23 protein-coding genes are annotated in these 25027 nt (G+C 33.9%); 4 read left to right on the top strand and 19 right to left on the bottom strand.

The genetic code is table 11. From position 1 onward, the window contains the following. On the top strand, window positions 1–2973 hold the full coding sequence (locus AA80_RS10545; protein WP_103877375.1) for a S41 family peptidase: 2973 nt from the start codon (window positions 1–3) through the stop codon (window positions 2971–2973). Then, window positions 2970–3098 carry a hypothetical protein gene (locus AA80_RS10370; RefSeq protein WP_255396828.1) on the top strand — a complete coding sequence of 43 codons (129 nt, stop codon included), beginning with the start codon at window positions 2970–2972 and terminating at the stop codon, window positions 3096–3098. Before AA80_RS10545 ends, AA80_RS10370 begins: the two co-directional genes overlap by 4 nt. Before the next feature lie 211 nt (window positions 3099–3309). Here the strand turns inward: AA80_RS10370 and AA80_RS08655 are convergent, their stop codons facing one another. The 11 genes from AA80_RS08655 to AA80_RS10075 form a co-directional block, all read right to left on the bottom strand. Then, the gene (locus AA80_RS08655) at window positions 3310–4200 is read right to left on the bottom strand and encodes a radical SAM/SPASM domain-containing protein (protein WP_103877376.1); all 891 of its coding nucleotides are present in this window, start codon (window positions 4198–4200) and stop codon (window positions 3310–3312) included. A gap of 20 nt (window positions 4201–4220) precedes the next feature. Then, window positions 4221–5519, bottom strand: coding sequence for a hypothetical protein (locus AA80_RS08660; RefSeq protein ID WP_103877377.1), 1299 nt, complete (start codon window positions 5517–5519; stop codon window positions 4221–4223). Between the two features lie 8 nt (window positions 5520–5527). Further along, the gene (locus tag AA80_RS08665) at window positions 5528–6493 is read right to left on the bottom strand and encodes a M29 family metallopeptidase (RefSeq protein ID WP_103877378.1); all 966 of its coding nucleotides are present in this window, start codon (window positions 6491–6493) and stop codon (window positions 5528–5530) included. Then, window positions 6474–7703: an MFS transporter gene (locus tag AA80_RS08670; protein ID WP_103877379.1), complete on the bottom strand. Its 1230-nt coding sequence runs from the start codon at window positions 7701–7703 to the stop codon at window positions 6474–6476. Before AA80_RS08670 ends, AA80_RS08665 begins: the two co-directional genes overlap by 20 nt. After that, a complete protein-coding gene (locus tag AA80_RS08675) occupies window positions 7682–9175 on the bottom strand; it encodes a DUF885 family protein (RefSeq protein ID WP_103877380.1) in 1494 nt (497 codons plus the stop codon). Before AA80_RS08675 ends, AA80_RS08670 begins: the two co-directional genes overlap by 22 nt. Continuing rightward, window positions 9157–10716, bottom strand: coding sequence for an amino acid--tRNA ligase-related protein (locus AA80_RS08680; RefSeq protein ID WP_103877381.1), 1560 nt, complete (start codon window positions 10714–10716; stop codon window positions 9157–9159). The genes AA80_RS08675 and AA80_RS08680 overlap by 19 nt, the downstream gene beginning before the upstream one ends. Continuing rightward, complete coding sequence (locus AA80_RS08685; protein ID WP_103877382.1) at window positions 10713–12047, bottom strand: radical SAM protein; 1335 nt, start codon at window positions 12045–12047, stop codon at window positions 10713–10715. The genes AA80_RS08680 and AA80_RS08685 overlap by 4 nt, the downstream gene beginning before the upstream one ends. 76 nt (window positions 12048–12123) lie before the next feature. Continuing rightward, the gene (locus tag AA80_RS10065) at window positions 12124–12294 is read right to left on the bottom strand and encodes a hypothetical protein (RefSeq protein WP_158248429.1); all 171 of its coding nucleotides are present in this window, start codon (window positions 12292–12294) and stop codon (window positions 12124–12126) included. Between the two features lie 333 nt (window positions 12295–12627). After that, window positions 12628–13470, bottom strand: a complete 843-nt coding sequence (locus tag AA80_RS08690) for a reverse transcriptase family protein (RefSeq protein ID WP_233186886.1) — start codon at window positions 13468–13470, stop codon at window positions 12628–12630. 349 nt (window positions 13471–13819) lie between these two features. Beyond that, the gene (locus AA80_RS10070; RefSeq protein WP_158248428.1) at window positions 13820–13981 is read right to left on the bottom strand and encodes a hypothetical protein; all 162 of its coding nucleotides are present in this window, start codon (window positions 13979–13981) and stop codon (window positions 13820–13822) included. 362 nt (window positions 13982–14343) lie between these two features. Then, entirely contained in the window at window positions 14344–14487 is a 144-nt protein-coding gene (locus AA80_RS10075) for a hypothetical protein (RefSeq protein WP_158245397.1), read from the bottom strand. 368 nt (window positions 14488–14855) lie between these two features. Here AA80_RS10075 and AA80_RS08705 point away from each other — a divergent pair, with 368 nt between their 5' ends. After that, entirely contained in the window at window positions 14856–16574 is a 1719-nt protein-coding gene (locus AA80_RS08705) for a hypothetical protein (protein WP_103877385.1), read from the top strand. 506 nt (window positions 16575–17080) lie between these two features. Here the strand turns inward: AA80_RS08705 and AA80_RS08710 are convergent. The 7 genes from AA80_RS08710 to AA80_RS08740 all read right to left on the bottom strand — a co-directional run bounded on the left by AA80_RS08710 (window position 17081) and on the right by AA80_RS08740 (window position 24009). Beyond that, a complete protein-coding gene (locus AA80_RS08710) occupies window positions 17081–18304 on the bottom strand; it encodes a 6-phosphofructokinase (RefSeq protein WP_103877386.1) in 1224 nt (407 codons plus the stop codon). A 48-nt stretch (window positions 18305–18352) separates the two neighbouring features. Then, window positions 18353–19138 carry a CRISPR-associated endoribonuclease Cas6 gene (gene cas6 / locus AA80_RS08715; protein WP_103877387.1) on the bottom strand — a complete coding sequence of 262 codons (786 nt, stop codon included), beginning with the start codon at window positions 19136–19138 and terminating at the stop codon, window positions 18353–18355. An 88-nt stretch (window positions 19139–19226) separates the two neighbouring features. Continuing rightward, complete coding sequence (locus AA80_RS08720) at window positions 19227–20327, bottom strand: ABC transporter ATP-binding protein (protein ID WP_103877388.1); 1101 nt, start codon at window positions 20325–20327, stop codon at window positions 19227–19229. A gap of 101 nt (window positions 20328–20428) precedes the next feature. Beyond that, window positions 20429–20683 (bottom strand): type II toxin-antitoxin system Phd/YefM family antitoxin, encoded by a 255-nt coding sequence (locus AA80_RS08725; RefSeq protein WP_103877389.1) that lies wholly within the window; start codon window positions 20681–20683, stop codon window positions 20429–20431. Window positions 20684–20799: 116 nt separating this feature from the next. Then, window positions 20800–22146, bottom strand: coding sequence for a B12-binding domain-containing radical SAM protein (locus AA80_RS08730; protein WP_103877390.1), 1347 nt, complete (start codon window positions 22144–22146; stop codon window positions 20800–20802). Between the two features lie 11 nt (window positions 22147–22157). Continuing rightward, window positions 22158–22928: a type III pantothenate kinase gene (locus AA80_RS08735; protein WP_103877391.1), complete on the bottom strand. Its 771-nt coding sequence runs from the start codon at window positions 22926–22928 to the stop codon at window positions 22158–22160. A 46-nt stretch (window positions 22929–22974) separates the two neighbouring features. Then, the gene (locus AA80_RS08740) at window positions 22975–24009 is read right to left on the bottom strand and encodes an L-threonylcarbamoyladenylate synthase (RefSeq protein WP_103877392.1); all 1035 of its coding nucleotides are present in this window, start codon (window positions 24007–24009) and stop codon (window positions 22975–22977) included. A gap of 204 nt (window positions 24010–24213) precedes the next feature. Here AA80_RS08740 and AA80_RS08745 point away from each other — a divergent pair, with 204 nt between their 5' ends. Further along, window positions 24214–24564, top strand: a complete 351-nt coding sequence (locus tag AA80_RS08745; protein WP_103877393.1) for a hypothetical protein — start codon at window positions 24214–24216, stop codon at window positions 24562–24564. A 7-nt stretch (window positions 24565–24571) separates the two neighbouring features. On the opposite strand, the gene AA80_RS08750 is transcribed toward AA80_RS08745, so the two are convergent. Continuing rightward, on the bottom strand, window positions 24572–25027 hold a 456-nt coding region (locus AA80_RS08750), incomplete at its 5' end, for a phosphoribosylglycinamide synthetase C domain-containing protein (protein ID WP_280522626.1).

Below are 25027 nucleotides of genomic sequence, written 5' to 3' on the forward strand. Positions count from 1 at the left end.
ATGGGTGAAGAGTTCAATGGGTACTACAGATTTCCGACCATTTACAACGATCAAATAGCCTTTGTTGCAGAAGATGACATCTGGGTAGTCCCTTCTTCAGGGGGAATAGCCAGAAGGTTAACCACTAATGTTGGAGAAATCTCAGATCTAACTTTTTCTGAAGACGGAAAATGGATAGCTTTCACAGGAAGAGACGAAGGTGTACCAGATGTCTATATAATTCCATCCACAGGAGGTGTCCCAATTAGAGTAACATACTTAGGTGCAAACAGCAAAGTACTTTGCTGGCATGACGGAAAGATAATCTTTTCATCAAATTATACCCAACCGTTTAAAAGGATTACATCCCTATGGGAAGTCGACGTTGAAGATAAGAGGAAATTGAAACAATTGGATTTTGGTATAGCCACTGAAATCCCATTTGGTAAAGAAAAAGGTGTTGTCTTGGGAAGAAAAACAGGAGAGCCAGCTCGATGGAAAAAGTACAGAGGTGGAACAGCTGGGGAATTACTGATAGACGTTGAAGGAAACTACAACTTCAGAAAATTGATCGACTTAAAATCCAACTTTGCCAATCCAATATGGATCCAAGATCGAATTTACTTCGTCTCAGACCATGAAGATGTCGCTAACATATACTCTTGTACCGTAGAAGGAAAAGATCTAAAAAAGCATACTTATCATAACGATTTTTATGTCAGAAATCCAAAATCTGATGGAAAAAATATTGTATATCATGCCGGTTCCGATATTTACATTTTGAATTTATTAAATAACGTATCAAAAAAGGTAAATATAAAATACTACAGTACCTTACCACAAAGAAACAGAAAATTTGTTGACCCGACACAGTATTTTGAAGGTTTCTCTATTTCTAAAGATGCTGAGAATTTAATAACTACTCATAGAGGCAAAAGCTTTTATTTCAATAACTGGTATGGTCCTGTTAAACAACTAGGAAAAGAAAACGGCGCCAGATATAGACTTACCACATACCTAAATCTGAAAGATGAAGAAAAGGCTGTAACGATCAGCGATGAAAATAATTATGAACGTATTGAGATATACGATTTAAAAACTGGCAATTTAGTCGATAAAGTCGAAGAATATGATTTAGGAAGGGTTATGAATATAGTTGCCTCTCCTAAAGAAGAAGAGATTTTGTTAACTAATCAAAGGAACGAACTTATCTTGATTGATTTGAGAAACCATGAGAAGATTGACGTGGATAAAAGTACAATTGGTCCCATTAATGGATATTCTTTCTCTCCGGATGGTAAATGGGTTGCTTATTCAAAATTTATAAACAGTAAACAAGCGGCTATTATGATATTTGATAAGGAAAAAGGAGAAACACACCAAGTTACTAAACCTATTCTGTTCGATGTAGACCCTGTCTTTGATCCAGAAGGAAAATTTCTTTATTTTTTATCTTATAGAATATTCAATCCAATCGAAGATAGATTTCAAATGAATTTAGCATTCGCAAAAGGAACCAAACCTTATCTTCTAACACTCAAAAAAGATATCTTTTCACCTTTTCAGGAGTTAATTAAAGAAGAAAAAGAGAAAGAAAGAGACAAAGAAGAAGAAATAAAAGTTGATATTGATTTTGATAACATCGCTGATAGGATTATACCATTCCCAGTTAGTGAAGAAAGATATGTAAAGATACAAGCTTCAAAAGATAAAGTTTTTTATACTATTGCTCCCGTAAGCGGTATACTGGAAGATGAAGAAGATATGCTCAGTGAGAAACACGAAAAATTAACCTTGAAATACTACGATCTCGCTGAAAAAGAAGAAAAAACCTATCTTGAGGGAATTTCAGAATTTCAAATTTCCGAAGACAAAGAAAAAATCGCAATTCTGATAGACGATGAATTACGAATTCTTAACACTTCTAATCCACCTTCTCCAGATCAAGAAAAAGAATGTGAAAATAAGTATACGAGAAAGTGCGGTTGGATAGACCTTCACAGAGTCAATGTGGAAGTGCAACCATTGTTAGAATGGAAACAAATGCTCTGTGAAGCTTGGCGTCTACAAAAATTTTATTTTTGGAACAAGGATAAACTAAACAAAATTGAATGGGATAAAATATTAGAAAAGTATTATCCTCTTGTTGAAAGAATAGCAACAAGAACAGAGTTTTCTGATTTAATATGGGAAATGCAGGGAGAATTAAAATCATCACATGCCTACGAGATGGGAGGAGAATACAAACCCAAACCAGTTTACAAAATTGGATATTTAGGGGCAGATTTGGTACTGGACGAAGATAAAAATCTTTACAAGATTAGTCATATTGTCAACGGAGACATATGGGACGAAAATAATAAACCACCATTACTTGGAGCAGGAGTTGAGGTAAAAGAGGGAGATTATCTATTATCGATAAACGGCGTAGAAATAAAGGATAAAATACCCTATGAAATTTTGGTGAATCACTGTGGTGAAGATGTTGAAATAGTAGTAGCAAGCAACGATAATATTGAACATAAGAGAAAGTATGTTGTCAAAACGTTAAAAGATGAAACGCCTCTAAGATATAGGGAATGGGTAGAACAAAACAAAAAATATGTTCATGAAAAAACTGATTCACGAATTGGATACATTCATATCCCAGATATGGGTTACACTGGATACGCAGAATTCCATAGAAACTTCTTAAGCGAAGTTAGATACGACGGACTCATAATAGATGTAAGAGTCAATAGTGGTGGCTTTGTATCTTCAATGATTTTGGATAAATTGAATAGAAAGTTTATTGGATATGATCTCTCACCATATAGAGAGGCCGAAGCCTATCAATATGACAGCGTTAGAGGTCCAATGGTTGCTATAACGAACGAGTTTGCTGGTTCAGATGGAGATATTTTTAGTCATTCATTTAAATTGATGAAACTAGGGAAACTTATAGGTAAGAGAACTTGGGGCGGAGTGATTGGAATCTGGCAGAGGGTTCTGTGAATAAACTGAAAGTTATTAAAAGGATAATGTATGGAAGAAACAAATTTGAGATGTTGAGACAGAAAGTACTTTTTTTGATAATAATGGATTGGATTCAACAATCAATGGAAAGAATCAACTTTTAGTTTAGTAAGTACATATAATTCCTCTAGAGGAATTTTCAATTAGAATTTGGGGTATTTTTAGAATATCATAAACAAAAAAACTATCTTGAAACGCGACCAATATTTCATTGGACAGAGAAAAAGATAAAAGAACATATTGTAATGAATTTCGTATCTTAGATTATGCAAAGATCGCTTAAATTAGAAATAAAATATTTGTTATTAAGTGCAACTAAAATACTCCAAGACAAGCGGTTTTTATACATGAAGCAGGTTGAACTTGACTAAAAAATTTTCTTTTATTTTCTTCAACCTCTTTAGGACTTGTCTGAGTAATGTTACCGAGCCTATACATTTTATCATCTTTATGTTGATAACATGGATATATACTTCCATCCGAATCGATTACTATAGATTGTCTTGCGAAAGTGCAATCACTCAATCTTGGTGGAGCTCCAAACTTCATAACTGAATAAATTAATCCTAAATAGTATTTTTTATTATTTAGTTTAGCCCATGAATTTAAGCTGTTTAATATTAAAGATTGTTCTTGATTGGAGCAATTACCTAAAAATAGTGGGTTATCTTCTCCAACTGCAATAGGATGAAACCTGATTCCAAAATTATTCTGCCTTGCAAAATTTATTAGTTCTTCAATTTGATTAAAATTACCTTTACTAATAGTAGAGGTCAAATACCTACGCCTGACCTTATGATCGCGTAGTTTTAAAATCCCTTCCATTGTTCTTTCAAATCCACCACGATGTTGTTCGTGATAATTAGAAGATATACTGTCTATACTCACACAAACCTCAACATTATTATCACGAAAGAAATTTACATGTTTATCAGTTAGTAATGTGCCATTGGTCAAAACTCTGGTATCAATTCCGTATCTTATAGGTATCTTCACAAACTCAAAAAAATCTCTCCTTAATAAGGGCTCTCCTCCTGTAAAGGTAATGGATTCTATTTTCATTAAATGCATGCATTTTTTAAGCCATTGTTCGACATCTGAAGGTTTTAAGCTAGTCGGCGAATAGTGAAGGTTACCTACCCGATAATAGCAATAGGAGCAACTTAAATTACAACCACCCATAATTAAAAAAGATTGATGGAGCATCTCTTCACCTCTTGTTGGAATTATCCTGAAAATAACTTCACCAGGAATTGAATGTCTATTTTTGCTGCTGATGCAAATCTGCTTAAAAATTCATCAACTTGAACAGTTTGAGTGCTAGAACAAAGCAACTCATTTAAAAGATTGAAGTAACTGTTTGTTCCTAATGTTTCAAACATATCGTGCCATTTCAACAATAGAAACGCATACTCTTGAAATTTATTATTTAAAATTTCATTTTTTTTGTACCAGTTTAAACGACGTTCTAAAAAGGAATGCCCAAAACGGTAAGCATCATATAATAACTGTAAATGTTCTGCTATTGTTTCTGTAAGTAACAATGCACCTTTACCCATAAACTTAATATTATTTCCAAACCACTGATGAGCGATTTCATGGGGTAAATAACTAAATAATAGAGTTTCTGGACTGGCTAACAATACCTTTCGAAATAATATTAAATGTGAAAAACTTACTGCATTCGCAATATCTCCTGAATATGTTGAAATGTGAAGATACTTAAGAGGTTTAAAGTGGTCTTCATAATATTGAATAATTTTTGTAATTTCTGCTTTATAATCCCATTTATCTTTAAGTGGAACATTAGATATAACTGATCCGTAATAATAACTGTATTGAAAATTGCTAGGTTCGGTCTCTATATTAATTACAATATTTCTAATATCTTCAAAAAACAATTCATTTTCGTTAGCTACACTATGATTTGAAGAATAATAAAGAGAACTATCATTAATTTTTACAACAGCTGGACAAGGAATTGTCCAGATGGGGAGTGTAAACGATCCTTTTTGTGACGTTATCAGCAATGAAGAAACATTTTCCCAGACAAGTATATAACTTAAATTTATCCTACGTATTTCTTCATGAAATGCCACAATAATAAAAGGACCAAATCTTTGATAATCAACAATCATTAAATCATTGATTGATATTTTGTTTATTTTTTTTATTTTTTCTTCAACTAATAGTATCAAATAAGAGTCTATATTAACTCCTCTTATTTGGTACTGTACATTTAGGGTCAATTCATTTCCTACTTTTTCGATTACAATATTTGCTTGACATTTATCAAAAAGCTCATCTCTACCATCAAAAAAAACTGTTAGCCACTCTATCGTATTCTCAGTATAGTAAGCAACAAAAATCTTCCTTTCTCCTTTTTTACCGAAAAGGACTAAAAAGAACTGGTCCCCATCTTCGATTGGTATATAAGGAATTAAATCGTGAAAGTCGATCCAATTACCGTTAAGAGATAAAATTTCTATCTTTTTTTTATTGTAAAGAAAATGTCTTATTGTCATGACGTAAATCATTCCAAAATTGTTATCGTAGGTTCATCAATTATGATGTCATAATGATAATCAGTGGAAATTTGCCCACCTATATCTGTATTGTTACCAAAACCAAAATGGCAAGTTCCGTAAGCCTTTTCACCTGAAGATAACGAAAAGAGCTTAGCCATTGATCTATTGGTGCCTATGCCAAATTCGCCTAAAAAGGATTCATTAGGTATTTTAAGAAACCTTTCATCTTCAAATCTAGCAACACCATTCTTTATACTAATCTCTATCTTTTTCTTACCCACTTTTGTTACTAGTACTCCATTTGAAGCTTTTTCAATGGGCGCAAAAAAGACCTCTCCACATGGCAGTTGCAAAATACTTTTATTCGTTTTGTTAATAAGACAATCTTCAGTATGGATAGGGCGCTCTTCTCGTTTAATTAATATGTCGGTACCGTTACTTGTGGTTATTCGATATGCACGCCCCTTATTCAACCAATTTTTTAAGCGTTCATTTTCTGTACGAACATTTGAGTAATCAGCACATAAAGCCCGGATATATAAGTGACTTACTAGTTCTTTGAGCGAAGATTCTATATCTTCAGGTGGCCAGTCAATCATAATAGTAGGTTGACCAGAGGTTTGAAGTTCGATAAATCTCTCATGCAAGCGTTTTTGAAATATATAATCGCGGGCATCTATTGGTAGTCCGAATATCGTTAAATCAGCTTCGTAGAAACCTAACTGCTCAATAAAAAATAATCCATTTTCACATCTTTTGGGAATCCACGAGTTAATATCTTTTTCTTCATTAGGAATACGAACCATTATAGTATTAACTTCATATTTTTCCAATACTTTTTTAAGTTCTGTCCAAACGTATTCATTCTCTTTAAAGATAATGATCACTTTTTTAAATTGATCAATCACTCTGCATTCAGATAATACCTTATGAAAACAAGCATTAATTTCACTAATTTGATTCCTCGACATTCTGCACTCCTTCTTTCACTGCTCTTATTGCAGTACCAATTTTGATTAATAGAGTAATAGTAATAATGCTTCCTATAAATGCCAACAACCAATTGTAGCGAAAACCTATCTGATCCGCAATATAACCACTTACCAAAGGGATAGTGAATCCAAACAGGGATCCAGCAGCAGAAATAGCTGAAATATAAGATGCTCTTCTCTCACTTGGAATAAAATCATGAACCCATACTGAACTAGCACTCATATCTATGCCAAATCCCAATTCGATTAAACAGGCTCCTATGTAGAAAGCAACAATTGAAGTGTGAGAAGCGATTGTAATAGAACCTATTGCAATTAAACCTTGCCCCATTATTGATACTTTCACACCTTCAAAACGCTTTAGAAGTATGCCTGCTAAACTATTTCCGACTGCTAAAACTACAAGAAAAATTGCCATTGTGAAACCTAAGTATGCAGTAGGCAATTTAAGCTCTTTGACCATATATAATTGCCATATCATTACAAAGGTCTGGAAAGCAATTCTTCCTGTCATAGAGTAAATCAAAATTAATCTCATCGTGGTACTTTTAAAAATATCAATTGTGTTTCGAACAAGGGCTTTCCTAAATGAAATTGCCCTATCTCCGTAATTTTCATTTAAAATAAAAATAAGAATGATGGATGTCCCAAGTGCCATTATACCAGCAACCAATAAGGGAAAATCCGGACGACCAATTGCAAGAAGAGAGGACAATAAAGCCACAATGGCACCGAATATTAGTGAAATTGCATTTGCATTAGGAAACACTTTCGCTTTTAAATGCGATCGACCCTCTTTGGTAATTTCATCTACAAACCAAGCTCCTGGAGTACCACTAATCAACGATACGCCGATTGCCCACAATAAAATACTCAAAATAAAAGTGAATAGATTACTTGCTTGGAAAAATACCAGTAAACCGATGGACCATATAAAAAATCCTAACACTAACGATCTTTTCCGACCGTATTTATCTGCAATGTTTCCAGTTGGATAGTCAAATATACTTAATGCTATTGAAGAAATCGCTAATACCTGTCCGATTTGAAATGAAGTTAATCCCCTTATACCCATATGAGCAACATAGACAGTCCCAAATAATTTATCAATACCCTCATAAAGCATAATAATAAAATAATATTTTATTATTGTAGAGTCAAGTTTGATTAATTTACCAAAACGCCCCATAGGTCAGACCCTCCAGTTTTTATAAGATTATTATCGATACCATTTACTTCACTGTATTTTTGTATAGCTAAGGTACCCACAAGGGGCGCCAAAGTATCAATTGGATTTAAATATGCTTCAAGTAGAATTGATGCAATAATTTCAGAAGGCAAGTCGGTTAAGTTAGACAAATAAGAAATTGAAGATGACCAGTCAGCATCCTGTTTGTGAACGCATAACACCGCCAAAGCCTTTAGAGCCATAGCAAAATGATCCCTTTTATTCCAAAGGTTCTTTTCTTGATCAAAGTTCAATAATAAATACTGGTCTTGGACATACTTTGCCCAACCTTCTATGAAAAAAATGTTCTCATATGATAATCTACATAAATTATTCTTGTTACTTGAATAGTAAAGTGTGCGTTCATAATGGTGACCAGGGTATACCTCATGTACTAAATCTAAGATAAGTTGGCTTTGGTTAGTATAAGAGCTTGGTCTACAGAAAAAGTAAAAGGATGGATCATTCGTTAATGTATTAACTATCGCGTACGAAGCTCGTGGCTCGTTAATATCTTCATCGTTTAGATCATTTATTAATGAAATTTTTAAACTACCAAGTAACATATTAGAGATATCAAATAGACTAGCGAAGGCAATGGATATGTCTTGTAATTTTTTTTTAATCCAAGCTTTTTCAAACTTAATACCATTCTTTTTAGTTCGTATCTGAGAAGCAATTACTTTGGTATCTGATATTATCTTCAAGCATTTTTCTCTAAGGAAATCTGAATCTATCTTAATTCCAGAGATATTATCAATAACACTTTCAAGCTGATTTAAATTCCAAGGTTGTATAATCGGATGTAGAACTGTTTTGTCCTCCAACCTGTTTCTAAACTCTTGTAGGGGTTTTAAAATAGACTGTATAAATTTTTCTGATTCCCCCCGATTAACTAGGACTTCCTCGAGCATCTGAGAAATACGTTTTAATTTTATAGAACCCCATATTCGTTCTATGGATGGCACCTTTTGCCAATCTAAATTTTCGATCGCAGTAAAACATAGATCAGGTATAGACTTTATACGAGCATCAAACCATTCCTTACTAAAGCTTTTCGATAATTCAGATTGGAATATATCCACGAAAAAATTCAGCTGTCGTTCGATATAAAAATAAGGTCTCGTCTGCCATTCTGACAAAACATCTATTTCAAATAATCTATAATTTATCGATTTAATTAGCATTTGAACATCAATTGAATCCTGTTGAATAGCTAGTAATTTATTTTTTAGCTCATATAATTTATTAATAGAAGATATTATTACTGACTTATTAAGTGTTACAAACGGAACCTGGCTATCTAATCCCCATCTCATTATTCTTCCCGGAAGAATTTTTCGCACGACTTTTAAATACTCCTGACATAACTCCATCGTTTTAACTTGATCAAACCTCGCTTCTTGTTCTGTTTTTACTCTATTACTTTCCATCTTCCAGCACCGTCCTTAGGAAATATTATTAAATCATATATTGAGTCGGTTTTGAATATTTGAGACATGAGTCTTTCCCAACCAAATGCAATTGTATAAAGAGGTGGAGCTCCATTCTGAAGAGCCTCAATGTAGTAATTATAATCTTCCAAATTTATATTCGCTCCCCTGCTTGCAACAATTAAGTTCTCCTTAAACTTTAGAGCATCATGTTCTTTTTCACCACCACTTGCAATTTCTACGCCATTTAAAATTAAATCATGACTTCTTAAATATATTTTTCCATTTTCTTTATAAGTACGGCCAAACAAACTTCTGCTAAAATGTTTCAGGTACTTTAATTCCTTTTCATTTAACTCATCCATTTTAAATAAATATGGGAAGTTCTCCACCCATCCAATACCTATCTCTTTTATTGATTGGTTTAAGTATTTCGCTAATTGTCGACAAAAAGCTTTTATTAGTGGATCGTACCTTTCACTCTTAGGTTGAAGCATAAAAAGTGTAACATCACTTTTTATATTAAATTTAGAAATCCACGCTTTAAAATTTTTCAAGTGGATATTACCATACTTTTTCACATTTTCACCCGACATGGTCATAATGCCTACATTTTCGAAGTACTTACTTAGAGTTTCAAGCATCGTTCGAAGAACAAATTCAGGCAGTAATGATTTTACTAATACACCTTGAAAAAGACTATCAGTTTGAGAATTAATAATTTCTTTCGAATAAATAATTGGAGTTAGAATCTCATTATATCGAAAGTCAGGTCTATCATTACCAAATTTCATGATTGATTCATCGTACGTTATTCGAGAGAAACTATTTAAAAAACCTTCGCCTTTTAAATTGTTTATGAGATGCGAAATCAATCTCTCAGAAAATTCTCTTCCTTCTTCCATGCTGGTAAAAGCCATAGTTAAGTGTAATTGGTTAAATTCTAGTGACCTAGTATTATCATCTCCCTCGGGATCCCACCTAAAACAGCGAGAAAATTGAAATGTCCTTTCAAGACCGCCAATTGCAATTAATAGTGATGGAACTAATGGAGATTGAAGGAGGGAATACATTGAATTATGAAATTCAGGATGAACAACCTCTAACTCCAGCTGCCCATATTCTCTAACAGGCGGCTCCCATAATATGGGTGTTCTTATTTCTATAAAATTGTTTTCTAATAGAAAACCTCGAACGAGTTGTTCAGCGATATTTATCTGCCAAAGTAAGTTCACATGTTCTGTTTGTCTATATTTTTTTATTGATTGAACTTTATCGTTTGATATAATTAGATCCGATCGGCTTATTATGCTCAATTCTTTTACCATTATTTTTTTACCACAATAAAGCCCCTTGACCTCGACACGGCTTCCTATTTCAGAAGAAAGTTTTTCATCGATATCTTTTATAATGATTGCACCCGTGAAATCACGAACAATTAAGTCTTCATTGGATACGGCTAACCAACCGCAAATTTTTACCATAGAATTTTCTGGCAGTTGATCCAACTGTTTAATCAATGTTCTTTTTTTATGATTCACCTTTTCACCACCCACTCGACCATATCTTTATAAAATTTACATCGATCTGGATTTAATTCCCCCCTGCGTAAAGCCAGTTCAAGGCTGCAAGGACCACCACAGATTTGACTAGCAATGCAAGTATCACATTCAGGATGATCAGAAGTGTTATAATGCCACAAACTGAATTTTGATTCTTGCTTTATCTGTTTTGGGTCATCCGATACACATCTATCGTCTTGGTGATGAACAAGACAATAAGAAAAATTCCCTGTTGCAGAAACATATACTGGCCACTCTGCCTCAACTTCTCCACTATTTCCATCCACACAACGACCAACTTGAGCAGACTTTAATTTGATTATTTTGGGAATGAATGTCCCAGGTCCATAGAAATTAACATTTTTTTCAATGCAGTATTCCCACACCTTCTGAATGGCTTTCGCAAGATCATGTCCTTCTACCTCCCAACCTGCCTCTGTCGGTTGAGGAGAGTTAACACCAACAGTTGTTGCTCCCAAATCTTCAACAAAATGCTTAACAATGTCTGGAATAAGAACCAAATTGTCATTCCTTGGTGTAAGCAAAATACTAACATTTCCGCCTGAACTCCTAAAATTATGAATTCCTTGTAAAACTCTATCATACGTTCCTTGCCCACCTTTAAACACGCGAGTTTTATCGTTCAAGTCTTTCCACCCATCAAGGCTAAATGTTACATCAAAATTCCATTTGTTTAAATAATCTGCAATTTTTTTTGTCATAAGAGTTCCATTAGTTGTAATTATTTGTGAATAATCGCTTATAATATTTTTATTTTTCGCATCAACTAACATTTCATTACCCTTCTGTATTAGATCAAATTTTAGAAGTGGTTCCCCACCAAAATACTGTACACGTGGTACGTTTCCTCGATTCTCCTCAATAAACCAGTCCATAATCTCAAAAAATTTTTTCATACTCATAACTGGCTGACGGTGCTTATAAAATTGTTGTTGAAAACAGTAGGAACAAGCCATATTGCATTGCTCAGTAAGAGCAATGCGCATAAAACCTATCCTTCCCTTCTTCTCTCTCAGTGCCTCACTCCGCAGTTCCCTCAATCGTCTTAATGCTTGATTTGACTCGTTTTCCTCTTTATAAACAATAATTTTTGAATCAAATAATTCAGATAACTCTTTAGTAGTGTTTACACACTTTGAAGGAACCAAATATTTATTTATAATTTCGTAGTAAGATTGTTCTCCTTCAAATATTTCAAGATTCAAGCTATTGAATATTATTGTTTTATCACCTTTTTTAAATGTATGAATGTATCTTGATTTAACAAGTTCTTTTCCTAATTTTATCATTCAAATGCCCCACCTTTATATGTTGTAATAGTAACCCGAAGAAGGGAGGAACACTTAGTATTCCTCCCTTTTTAGCTTACTCCTCGTTTTTAAGTACGATTTCAGAAGGCTCGGTTTCAATCCTAGCAAGTGCTTCAAGAATTTCTGTTTCAAATTCATTGAAATCACTTTGATTAAAAACTGCCCTATGCGAACGACAGCACATATCACCCCAGCCACTTAAGTAAACTTCTTTTTTTGCTAGCATATGGTTTCACCTCCTTAATAAGAGATTTTTACCATCTTCAAAAACTCTAAAACATGCATTTTAACTAACTTTTAATACCTTCAATATTATACTTTTACCTCCTCACTATATAATGTATTTGATACTACATTTTTATTATCTCGTAAGGAGGTCATTCAATTGTCATTGTCGAGTAGAGCAGTGGCGTAGTGGCCTTAGATTCTCCTTGGCTGTATCCACCGTTTCCAGTTTCGTGCCCGTTTAGGTTTACCTTAGCCCTATTTCCACTGCCCCCTCACAGAACCGTACGTGCGGATTTCCCGCATACGGCTCTTCAGTAGTGCATCACTGCCTTCAGGACAAAGTGTAAGTTAAGTGATACATCTTTGGTACAGGCAAAGGATTAAAGTGGAGAAACTGCTGAAATTGTTCCCAGTTGTAACTCCTCTTCTGACTGCGTCTGTTTATCCACTTAAAGGCCAACCTTATGGTTCGCTTATAGAACACCTGTATCTCTGGCATGTTTCCGCTTATCCCATAGTAGCGAAAATGTCCTATTAACTTCAGTTTTAACACTCTCCACCATTCTTTCAGCTTTACTTGGTTACGGACATCCTTTAACCACTGGTTCATTTCCTTTATTCCTTGTCTAAACTTTGCCTTTGAAGTCTTCCGTCCTAACTTAAAATAGCCTTTTCTTGTCTTTGTCATTACCGCCTTGTCCAGAATATCCAGAGCTTGATGACAGCTTCTTTTAGGACGAAAGCCATAAGATACATCAAGAAAGTCAACCTCAAAGATTGCCTCAAGGATTTTCTTCAACGCCATCTGGACTAACTTATCTTCCACTGTGGGGATGCCCAGCGGTCTTTTTCCTCCCCTGGACTTTGGGATATAAACCCTCCTTACTGGCTGAGGTTTATAACGTTTTGCCCTTAACTTCTCCACTAACTCCTTAAGGTTCTTCTCTAAGGTGACTTCGTACTCCTTAACTGTTACCCCATCTACTCCTGGAGCTTTATCTTTCTTAAGCTCCTTGAAGCACTCTTTGAGAAAGTCCACGGTGAGCAGATGAGTTAATGACGTAAATCTCATCTGTGGATTTTTCCGAGCTAAAGCAGTTAGGGACGAGAGTTTTGTTGACTTCCTTTGTCCGCCTCTGTGTGCGGAGGAAGTGTCCCTTTCGTCCCAAGGCACTGCTGCCAATGCCTTCCCTCCACCCTCATTACAGGGCTTCTTCGGTACTATGCATTGGTCCGACTCCTACAACGCCATCTGGACAACCTTGCCGTCTATAGGCTTGGCAGCCCATACCTTTTCACCAGGAACGTTGCGGGTCTCCCGAGTTCCCAGCTTGTCCCTTTGATACCGTGCCACGGCCTCAGATCCCGTCGGGGTCTTACTGCCTCGCTTATCGCCAGTAAGACTGCTGTCTTCCGCCTGCGTTGTACCCCGGTACCTTGTTTCCTCTGGCTTCATAGGTTCGTTACCCCCACTATGCAGAGTTCACTACTGAGGTGGTTGCTAACCTTTCCTCAGACCAGACTTACACTGGTTGCACACTCTGAGCTTTGCTCGGCACACATACGGTAACTCTTCTCAACTGTACTTCGATTTCCTCTACTCCGATTATATGAAAGAACATTCCGAATTTTTTTATCTCCTCTATGTTCCTTCTGAAGCTACTTTCTCTTCCTTCGCTGTGCAACTCGAATGCAACCTTTCTAACCTTTTCTTTACCGCTTCTGCTCTTTTAGCTCACAAGATGGGAAGAGACGATTTACTTTCTTCTTTCATCACTATTTTTCCTAAAAAATTCTTCAATTCTAATTACTTTTCGATTTTTTTAAGAATTATTTCGATTTTCAAAGGGCATATTGGATAATTATCCAATATTTTAGTTCTTTTTCTTCTTACCTTAACTTAACTTACTTTACCTTTCGTTAATCGGTGTTTTGACCTATTTTTTGAAGCGTATATCTTCCAAAAACTTATCTAGATAATTCCTTAAATCTTCTAAGCTTTCCCAAGCGTTGTTTTTTGTCTAGAGTAACTGTCTCAAACAACCATTTACTCCACTTCTTCCACAACATTTACAATCTCTGTGGGTTCTAAACCACTTGTCTTATCTATTCCATCATCATCTCCTCCAAAAACAAATATACCACTCAATAGCAGACCAGTGATCAACAAAACGACAAAAAATTTCTTCATCCTCTTTCACCCCCTTAGATTATTCTTTTAATTTAAAACTAATATTTCAAATAATCTAATCCCTCATTTTAATCATACACTTTTCCATATGATTTTCAAGTGTTTTTTTAATTAGCTTCAAATATGTATTTATAAAGTATTACAGAGATCGGTCAAAAAAAGCTTATGTTAAAATTATTTACGATGTTTTTTATCGGATATAATGCCTTTGTCTTTCTTTTGGTTACTATGAAAGAGTTATGATATAATAAACTTTAGAAAAAAATATAGAAGCTTCAAGTGTTATTAACATTCCAAAGAAAGGGTTTTTGAAGTAAATTTCATTTTATATTTTTGTTGCTATTGGGTAAAGAAAAAGGGGTTGAGAAATGAACATTAAACTATTGGATAAAATTATGAATAAAGGACAGTTTATAAGACCGATTTTGAATTATGTTGTTCATTACTTAGAAAGTGATAGATCAGATAAAAATAAAAGCATTGTCAATTACATAAACGTTTTAAAATTAAAATGGGATGTTAAATACGATGAAGCCCTTGAGATAATAAATGAAGAGATAAAGGGGCTGAAAAAAGGTGGTTTGTATTATCTTTTTCTGGATCAAAAAATTCATATATTGAATAGAATTAAACAAAAAGAGGGTGTTAAAAAAGTATTCGACGAACTAAAGGATAATTTTGACAATATACCTGTTTATGTCAGAGGACTTGTTGTAGAAACTCTAAAAAATATACATGAATTGTATTATGAACCCGATGAAAATATGGAAAAGATAAGATATTGGAGTGAGAATTACGAACAAAACCCTGTTGATAAAGGTTTCATATTACTATCAAGAGCAAGAGGGAAAAAGAACGAAGAAAGATACGAAGAAGCAGTTTGTTTGAACGTCGAAGCATTTAAGGTTTTAAAAACTATTCCACATCCTTCTGGCATGGTGCAAGCTTTAAACAATATATCTTGGTGGTTGAAAGATACAAACAAAGAAAAGGCTTTAACTTTTACCTTTCCATTAGGATTCTACCTTGGTTACTATTTCGATGATGATAACTTTAAAGTTTTCAATTCCATTGATACTATATTTCAAGTGCAGAAGGATAACAACGATCCTTTGGTTTATGAATCCGTCTTTATCTTTTCAAAGTGTTTATCTCAACTAAACAAAGCAGAAGGTGAATCGATAAAAAATACTTTTAAAGATATCATTAACCAATTAAAGTACTTTGTATTCAATTTGGATAACAACCAACATAGAAGTACACCAAAACTAAGAGCTTTCATAAGGAAAGAGATAGGAAAAGAAAAGATACCCATAGACTCAATGAACGTTTCTGAAAGAACGTTGAAAGAGTTTTTATCTGCAAAGACAAAGTACATTCAACCAAGTACCTTGAGAAACATACTAGAAGCTCTTGAGTTTGAAATCACTACATCCACACCTATATGCATAATCAAAGAATTGAAAAAGAAGGATATAGATAAAAAGTTTGAGATAAACCTTGAAAAGTTTAAAAACCTTCCAAAAGAAAGACAAGTATCAGAATTCTTTACCTCTTACCTCGTTCATCACTACAAAGAAGAGATCAATCTAAAAAAGATAATTAAAGAGATACAAGATGACAGTTTAATTGAACAAAGATGTGATTACTACAAGAAAGAGTTAATAAACTCTATCTTTGAAAGAAATCCAAAGATAGATTTTAATTCTTTACTAACAAACGTTCAAGAGCCAAAAATCTACACAAACAAAAATATAACCTTCAACGAACATCCTTTTTATTTGGGAAGGAAAGATGTTGTAAAAAAGTTTATGAAAGACTTGAATAAAAAGAATTTAAAAGAGTTCATTGAAAATTACGTTAGTCTTGATACAAGACAAAAAAAGACGATAGAAAAGTTCATGATGAATTACGGTAGGTACTATGATTTAAGGGATATACCCAAAGAAATCACACCGAAAGTACCAAAAGAGATTGATCCATTCGTGAAAAAATACACGTTGAGAAGGAAGCCTTCTGCTATTTCTTTTTATGTTTTTGAAGGAAAAGAGAGAGAAGAATTCATCAAAATTATCGACAATTTTTAAATCGGGTAGGAGGTAGATAATTAATTTATCTACCGTCCTTCCTCATCTTCCAATGAGTATTATGACCTCTGCTAACTTCTCAAGATTCAACCATACATTGCTGTATGGGTTGCCTTAACAGCATATTCTTGAGATCTCCCCAGGTAAGTGCAATAACTTTCATCCCATATATCCGCCAGATTTACTCTGTGGAGTTCTGGGTAGCTGCTGGACTTCATTTTGTTAAGCAAACTCGTCCACTCCACTTAGCCTTATATCTGGTTCTTGTTCATCGGATCGAGACTTTGCCTTGGGCTTCCTTCAGATTCCACCTCACGATGGACACCCTTGCCTTCGACTAGTGGTTCCCGCTACCTGGCCCACAGCGGACTTCCACCGCTTAGCTATTGCCCATGCTGGGTGCACCATATACAAATACCACGCACCCTGCTCGGCTTTTTGTTTGGGGTGTGCTCTGTTCCCTGATTTTATGGTTAACATGTTATAAATGATTTTTATTGAATAAATTACCTATCTTCAATTGGAAAAGATACGTATTTAGGAATACCATTTTCGTAAGGTGGATAACTTTCTCCTTGAATTAAAGGTTTAGCATAATCAATAAAATTTTGATTCACACCGTAACCATCATCAGAAATATATTCTTCTGGTAAATATTTGGTATTATTCGCTACTTCAAATAAAGGGACTTTCCCTAATTCTATCTTGTAAGGGTTATTTGAGAGGCGATTAATCGCTACCATGAAGCCTGAGATACCATTCAAAGCATATTCTAAGGCCTTTTCTCCCACCATAATCGCTTCATCTTGATCGGTTTTACTAACAATGTGCCCTGCACTTCTTTGGAGGTAGTCAGGTATAGACACATGCACTTTCAAACCTAACCTGGTTAAAATAATATTGGCCACAACCCTTCCAACATCTCCCAACTGCCTGTTTCCAAAACTGTCGGTGTAGCCCATATCGGAAACGAAAGCCCCACTTTTATACCTAATGCCTTCAGAAACAGCTATCGTACAGTAATCATTTCTATTTACCTCTTTTTGAACCTTATCAATAAAATTATCTTCTTCAAAAATCCTTTCAGGTAACAAAATAATATGAGGCCCAAAATCTCCATTTAACTTAGCCAAAGAAGTAGCTGCGGTAAGCCAGCCTGCGTGTCTCCCCATTGTCTCCATTATGAAAACTTTTGTGGAGTCTTTTGCCATACTACGAGTATCTATGCTGGCTTCCAACATTGAAATTGCCAAATACTTTGCTGCAGAGCCATAACCTGGAGAATGATCAGTCCCGTATAGATCGTTATCTATTGTTTTTGGAATCCCTATTACTTTTAAATCGTAACCTATCTTTTTTGAGTACTCGTCGATTTTATGGGCTGTATCCATAGAATCGTTACCACCATTATAAAAGAAATAGCTAATATTGTAGTCTTCGAACGTTTTAAAAAGTTTTTGAAAACCTTCTTCGTCACCTTCCTTTAATCTATGCCTGCAGGTACCAAAGGCACTTGCTGGAGTATTTTTCAAATTATTTACCTTATCGACAGACTCTTTTGTTAAATCGAACAATTTACCTTCAAGAACCCCTGTGATACCATTTATACCCACATATATTTTATCAATCTGTGGGTCTTTCAAAGCCCTACTTATAATCCCGTATGCCGAAGCATTTATTACACTAGTAACTCCTCCTGATTGTGCATACATAATATTTTTTTTAGTCAATAATTACACCCCCGAACATTTAATTTAAAACCGTAATGTACCTGTATTTCAGCCTTCTTCTGAAAGTTGTGAAAAATTCTTTTCTTTTATAGAATTTTTTTCAGCCGAAAGGATCATTCCGAATCCTTGTGCATTTTTAGCTCCCAATCCAGAATTAAGTGCTAATCTCAACAATTTAGGATTACCTTTTAAAATGAAATATCCAGTCCATCCTTTTATAATAATATCTTTGTAAAAAAGTAATTTTTCATTTTTTTCTGTTATACCGTAAGGTTCAATATAAAAATAATTATTTCGTATTTCAATTTCTAATGCCGATGCTTTTCTTCTGAGATTTTCTTCAATCAATTTTTTAAAATCTGATGAGTATGGCGAAAAATAATGAGTGTAACGATTCCCGTTTGGTAGAATGATAGTTGAATATGCTGTAATAGGCGAGAGAGTTTTAACAAGCATATCCTCATCAACTTCATTATGAATAACTTCATACTTCATCAAAGTAAAATAATTTTTTTCAATTCTCACGACCTTTTGTTCATTCAAAGAATATAATACAGCGTCTACTAATTTATCAAGTGGTGAGGCGAAGTAAATATTAAAAAAGCCTTTAAATACCATTCTTCTATTTACAACTTTAAAGGAGTTGTGGGGATAAATCCTTGAAAAAGTGAAAAGCTTCAACTTCTTATCTTCAGATCTTGTTCCTAAATCATGGTACTTTGGCACAGTGTTAGACATTAAATAATAAAACAGTCCTTGCAAAGGTCTATTGTAATGGACAGGAAGATCGACTTTGTCACCTTCTAAAGCTCCAAAAACTAACTTAATAACCAATAAAATCCCCCCATCATATTAATTTTAATATTGAATTTTTAGATAAAACCCTTTGTGTCGTAGACACAAAGGGTATGAATTTAAAGAATTAAAATATAGCTTGTTCGGTTTCCTTATCAAACGCATGAATCATGCTTAAATCGATAGCGACTTCAAAATTCTGTCCAGATTCTGCTCGTGTTTGAGGACTTACCTTTGCGGTCATTGATTGCCCACTAATATTTAAATGAAGCAAAGTCTCACTTCCCAAAGGTTCAACGACATCGACAAGGGCTTCTAAAGTATTAGACTCATCAGCACCTTTAAAAAAATTCTTATCATAAATGTCTTCTGGTCTAACACCAAATATAACATCTTTATCTATATAATTTTCAAGTAAACTTGCTTTATCATCGGGTACTTTTATAGAGACTCCCTCTGTTTTGAACCAAATACCGTTATCTCTTGATACTTTTACATTTAAGAAATTCATTGGAGGAGTCCCGATAAAACCAGCAACAAAAATGTTGGCAGGCTTATTGTATACATCAAAAGGTCCTCCGACCTGTTGAATTAGTCCTTCATTCATAATAACAATTTTATCAGCCATAGTCATAGCCTCAACTTGGTCATGTGTAACATAAGCGATTGTAGCTTCCAACCTTTTTTGTAGTTTCTTAAGCTCAGCTCTCATCTGAACCCTTAATTTTGCATCTAAGTTTGAAAGAGGTTCATCGAATAAGAACACTTTAGGATCCCTTACGATAGCTCTACCCAATGCAACTCTCTGTCTTTGCCCACCTGATAATTGTTTTGGTTTTCTGTCTAATAAGTGGTCAATCCCAAGAATCTTTGCGGCGTTTCTAACTCTCTCTTCGATTTCGTCTTTGGGTGTTTTCCTCAATTTCAACCCGAATGCCATATTATCGTAAACAGTCATATGTGGATAAAGGGCATAATTTTGGAAGACCATCGCTATATCCCTATCTTTTGGTTCCACATCATTTACAACTTTTTGGTCTATTTTTATTGTTCCTTCAGTAATGTCTTCTAATCCTGCGATCATCCTTAAAGTAGTAGTTTTTCCACATCCTGAAGGGCCAAGTAATACGAGGAATTCCTTATCCTCTATTTCAAAGTCTACATCTTTTACTGCATGAAATCCATTAGGATAAATCTTGTTAACCCCTTCTAATACAACTTGAGCCATAAAAAAACACCTCCATCTTTTAATTTTAAATGTCTTTACAAACTCTAAAACTTTCTTTAACGTGCTTTGGGCCACTGCCTATGAAAGAAAATATAATATACTCAGTAATCAAAATCCTTAAAAAAGTCCTTAATTCGCTTATATTCTTCTACGTTTTCTACCTCAAAAAGAGAAATATCTCTCACTTCATCGACGAATTCCATTAGTTTAACAAATTTATCATAATCTAATAAAATAACCTTTGGTACACCGTTCTTGGTAATAACAATGTCTTTGTTTTCAACTTCATCAACAACTTGAGATAATTTTGCTTTCGCTTCAGCTAAACTATAAAAGGTAAGGTCTTTTAAATACATATCTCACACCCCTTGACTATAATTATAGTCAATTTATTCTAATTTGTCAACCCAAAGAATTTAAAGATTTCTGGGCATAATCACTTCTAATAGTTTCTCATGGTAAATAATCTCGCCTAATCAGCATATTTGCCTTTGGTATATCTTTTTACCTCTTCTATATCATCAATAGAAAGGCTAAAATTAGACCAATAAGGAATAATGGTGTTATTAAGAAGCAAAGGATCTGCGTTTAAAGATATAGCATTTTTTTTGACAAGCTCTTCGTATTCAACGGTACCAGGAATTGGAGTAAATTCGTTTAAATTCACCCTTATTCCGAGCGAATGGCAAAAGTCTACCGCTTGTACAACATCATCTTTATTTTGAGCAGGCAAATTTACTAAAACGTAAGCATAAACATCATTCATATCAAAACCAGCATTTTTTAGACATGTAACAGCTTCTATAAGATCGCTATTAGTTACCTTAAACCCCGTCCCTTTTTGAATATTAAAATCGTAGCTTTCAAACCCAAGTTTTATACTCTTAAAATTTGCTTTTTTCAATAACAAAGCTATTTCATCATCAACACGTCGGGCATGTATGCCGTTGGGTAAATGATATCGAACGTTAAATTTAGATAAGGATTTCAACAATTCTTTAATACCTTTTCTTAATAAAAACGCATCGTCAAAAAAAACGATATCTTTTACATAAGGTCTTTTTTCAAGAATATACTCTATATTATTGATTATTTTGTCAATACTTCTATATTGAAATTTCCACATCTTTGGAGTTACACAATACGTACAATGAAAGGGACAACCTACGGAAGAAACTAAAACAACATAAGTAAGATCAGAAGTGTAAAAATCATAGGTGAGGTCAATTTCTTCAAACCAGTTAAAATTATTTAATTTTGTGGTATCCTCGTTTAGCGATTCCAAAACTCTCTTTAAAGGCAATATACCTGTACCTGGGCAGATATTGACTTTGAATTTGGAAAAATTATTTTCTGCATGTTCTGTGTACAACGTGGAATAAATTCCACCTAAAAAGATAGGAGTTGTTGGGAAGTAATTTCTCAAAATTTCGATAGTCTTTTCCCCACCGTAGTACCAGTATGTTAAAGTGATTCCCACTAAGATTGCATCAATTTTTTTCTTCTTTTTTATTCTTTCTAATTTGCTTTCAAATAATTTCAAAGGCACCCCATACCTTTTGAATTTTCTCGGGATGTTCTTCAATATATCTGGCTTTTCAACACTTTCATTATAAAATTTACCAGTTCCATACTTTTTATCTTTTGGAAGATATTTTGCTATTAAATCTTTATCATGCCTATTTAACAAATCAATGAACGTTACATTGTAACCTAAATTAGTAAGTACTTCACTTATGTATAACAACCCTAAGGGTTTAAGCCAAAAATCATATGCCGCAAAATCGTAGATCCAAGGATTAACAACCAAGAAGTTCAAATCGTTGCCTCCTATCGAAATTTTCTAATTTCTCTTGAATAATATAATATTCCCTTTAATGTTAAATAAGGATCATAATGTTTGAAAATAGATGTTTTAGTTGAGATAAAACTCGTATCTCCTCCCGTTGCCACAACAACAAAATCCCTGTTTCTCTCCTGTCTTATTTCGTGTATAAGTCTTTCTATCCCGTATAACGTTGTTTTTATTACCCCTATTTGAATGTTGTCGATAGTATTTTTCCCCAAATGGTATTCAGGAACCTTTATCTCTACCTTCGGAAGTTGAGCGGTTTTTGAAAACAATGCACCTATGGCGGTCTTAAATCCAGGAATTATTGCCCCACCTACAAAATTACCGCCCTCTAAAACATCAACGGTTATAGCGGTTCCAAAATCTAGAGCGATTACGTTGTCGCCATACTCTTCTTTACATGCAATAACGTTACATATTCTATCTGCACCAATTTCTTTTGGATAATCTACTAAATATGCTATATTATTAATTTTATTATTAGTACTAACAAAAATAGTTTCAACGTTAAAATATTTTTTTAACATTTGTTCTAAAATAAAGTTAACATTTGGAACAACAGAAGATATACCAGCCAACGTTATCTTATTTAAATCAACATTTGTACGATTTAACAAATTTAAAATGACTACAAATAACACATCTTCTGACTCAAAACTACTTGGTCCAATTCTCCAAGTCAAAAATTTCCCATCTTCGTGTATACCTACCATTGTATAAGAGTTACCAACATCAAATAAAATTTCCATTTTTACCCCTTCCTTTCTTTACCTTGACCCCGTTCGGGGTGTTTCTTTATACTATCTTGTAAGATGCCTTTCTTAGACGGTTCATAACTGCTATACCTATCCCTTTATCTTCTATACCTTCGATAATCATAGCATCAACTTTTTCGTCGTATTTTCTCAAGATTTCAAAAAGTTTCACTGCAAATTCATAATAATTTGCCTCACTACCTATAGTGTCAAAATTAATATTATGTTTTTTATAATAGCCAACATGTTCTTTTAAGCATAGAACAATTGGACTGTTATAATTTTTCACTTCCTCTAAAACCTTTTTTACCATAGTATCCGCATCATCATATTCAACCAAAATAACTGGGGTGTTAGGAGAGTAATGTCGATACTTCATACCCGGAGATTTTATATAGTCAGGTTCTGTTTTTCCATATGCAAAATCAGGAATAATAATATCTCCAAAAATTTCTTTTAATTTTTCGGGTGGAATGGGACCTGGACGTAATATTATAGGTATCTTTCCTTGAGTTAAGTCGATTATCGTTGATTCAACGCCAAACTCTACCTTACCTCCAATAATTATATAATCAACTTTCCCAAACATATCTTTTAAAACATGCTCAGACATTGTTGGACTTGGCTTACCTGAAATATTAGCACTTGGAGCCGCAATTGGTACTTCAGCATACTCTATCAATTTTAAAGCTACAGGATGGGCTGGCATTCTAATAGCCAATGTATCTTTTCCTGCTGTAACGATATCTGGAACAACCTCCCGTTTCTTCAATACAAAAGTAATCGGACCAGGTAATAATCTTTCTATTTTTTCTAAAAGAGCATAAGAAATGTAAGTGTACTCTAAAAAAGACCTAACATTTGATACATGAAGAATTAAAGGATTGTCATATGACCTTCCTTTTGCTTCAAAAATCTTTCTTACAGCGTTTTCTGAAAGGCCATTTGCTCCCAAACCATAAACCGTTTCAGTAGGAAAGACAACTGTTTTATCCTCTTTTATTGCCTGAGCAGCTTCTATAATTTTTTCCTCTTCAATTTTTAATGGATCCACCTCGATAACTTTGGTTTCCATAACGAATTCTCCTTTTTCATTCAACAAATAAAAAAATCTACAACTTATATTATACAAGAAAACATCGAAAAAGTGAAATAATCGATTCTAATAGCCTATAATCTCTATTAAATACTCCTAAATACAAATATTTGCCGTTTTACTATGTAATTAGGAAAAATGTGATATAATTTAACAAAAGAGGGATAAAAAGGGGAATTTTAAATGACTACGAGGAAGACCATGTTGGAAGAGATAATAAGTGAAATAAACAAAAAGGAAAAAAACTTAGATGATTCGCTAAAGAACGATGATTTTCAAACTTTCTCGAAATTGTTAGAAGAAAGATTTGAATTACTGAAACAATTAGAACCATTTAAAACTGAAACGGCTGTAAAAAATGTCATAGAAAACATCTTAAAAAAAGACTCTGAACGCTCAAAAAACATAGAAGAGAAAATGCAAAAAATCAAAGTCGATCAAATCAACGTACAGGTGAGTAAAAAAGCTATGAAAAAGGGATATCTTAAAATTGAAGAATCCATAAGCCGTCACAAAATTAACAAAAGTGGTTAGAATCTGACTAGATATCTTTCCTATAATATTTTGATTCAAAATGGATTTTTTCTGCTTCATCGTAAACAATATTTCGTACCTCTTCTAAAGTATCTGCCTTATTTACTATCGATAGTACCCTACCACCATCGGTAAGTAAATTCTCACCATCTTTTTTAACGCCAGAATAAAAGATTTTTGAAGTTATTCCAGGTTTTATTGTGATTCTTTCACCTTTTGTATAGGAAAAAGGGTAACCAATACTACTAAGCACAAGACACAAAGAAAAACCATCATAAAACTCAATATTGGTAGTGTTAATTCTTTCTTTTTCCATGTCGTTTATGATATCAATAAAATCAGATTTTAATAAATAAAGTATAGATTGGGCTTCAGGGTCTCCTAACCGCACGTTGTATTCCAATACATAGGGTTCATCCTTGACCCCATTCGGGGTGTTTTTCCTTGACCCCGTTCGGGGTGT

The sequence above is a fragment of the Petrotoga sibirica DSM 13575 genome (assembly GCF_002924625.1).
In the GTDB taxonomy this organism is placed as follows: Bacteria; Thermotogota; Thermotogae; order Petrotogales; family Petrotogaceae; genus Petrotoga; species Petrotoga sibirica.

Coding starts and splice junctions, on each gene's coding strand:
- AA80_RS08685 (WP_103877382.1), bottom strand. CDS start 12,047: ATGATAAAATTAGGAAAAGAACTTGTTAAATCAAGATACATTCATACA.
- AA80_RS08740 (WP_103877392.1), bottom strand. CDS start 24,009: ATGGAAACCAAAGTTATCGAGGTGGATCCATTAAAAATTGAAGAGGAA.
- AA80_RS08670 (WP_103877379.1), bottom strand. CDS start 7,703: ATGGGGCGTTTTGGTAAATTAATCAAACTTGACTCTACAATAATAAAA.
- AA80_RS08720 (WP_103877388.1), bottom strand. CDS start 20,327: ATGGCTCAAGTTGTATTAGAAGGGGTTAACAAGATTTATCCTAATGGA.
- AA80_RS08705 (WP_103877385.1), top strand. CDS start 14,856: ATGAACATTAAACTATTGGATAAAATTATGAATAAAGGACAGTTTATA.
- AA80_RS08660 (WP_103877377.1), bottom strand. CDS start 5,519: ATGACAATAAGACATTTTCTTTACAATAAAAAAAAGATAGAAATTTTA.
- AA80_RS10075 (WP_158245397.1), bottom strand. CDS start 14,487: ATGAAGAAATTTTTTGTCGTTTTGTTGATCACTGGTCTGCTATTGAGT.
- AA80_RS08745 (WP_103877393.1), top strand. CDS start 24,214: ATGACTACGAGGAAGACCATGTTGGAAGAGATAATAAGTGAAATAAAC.
- AA80_RS08655 (WP_103877376.1), bottom strand. CDS start 4,200: ATGCTCCATCAATCTTTTTTAATTATGGGTGGTTGTAATTTAAGTTGC.
- AA80_RS10065 (WP_158248429.1), bottom strand. CDS start 12,294: ATGCTAGCAAAAAAAGAAGTTTACTTAAGTGGCTGGGGTGATATGTGC.
- AA80_RS08675 (WP_103877380.1), bottom strand. CDS start 9,175: ATGGAAAGTAATAGAGTAAAAACAGAACAAGAAGCGAGGTTTGATCAA.
- AA80_RS08735 (WP_103877391.1), bottom strand. CDS start 22,928: ATGGAAATTTTATTTGATGTTGGTAACTCTTATACAATGGTAGGTATA.
- AA80_RS08725 (WP_103877389.1), bottom strand. CDS start 20,683: ATGTATTTAAAAGACCTTACCTTTTATAGTTTAGCTGAAGCGAAAGCA.
- AA80_RS08665 (WP_103877378.1), bottom strand. CDS start 6,493: ATGTCGAGGAATCAAATTAGTGAAATTAATGCTTGTTTTCATAAGGTA.
- AA80_RS10545 (WP_103877375.1), top strand. CDS start 1: ATGGGTGAAGAGTTCAATGGGTACTACAGATTTCCGACCATTTACAAC.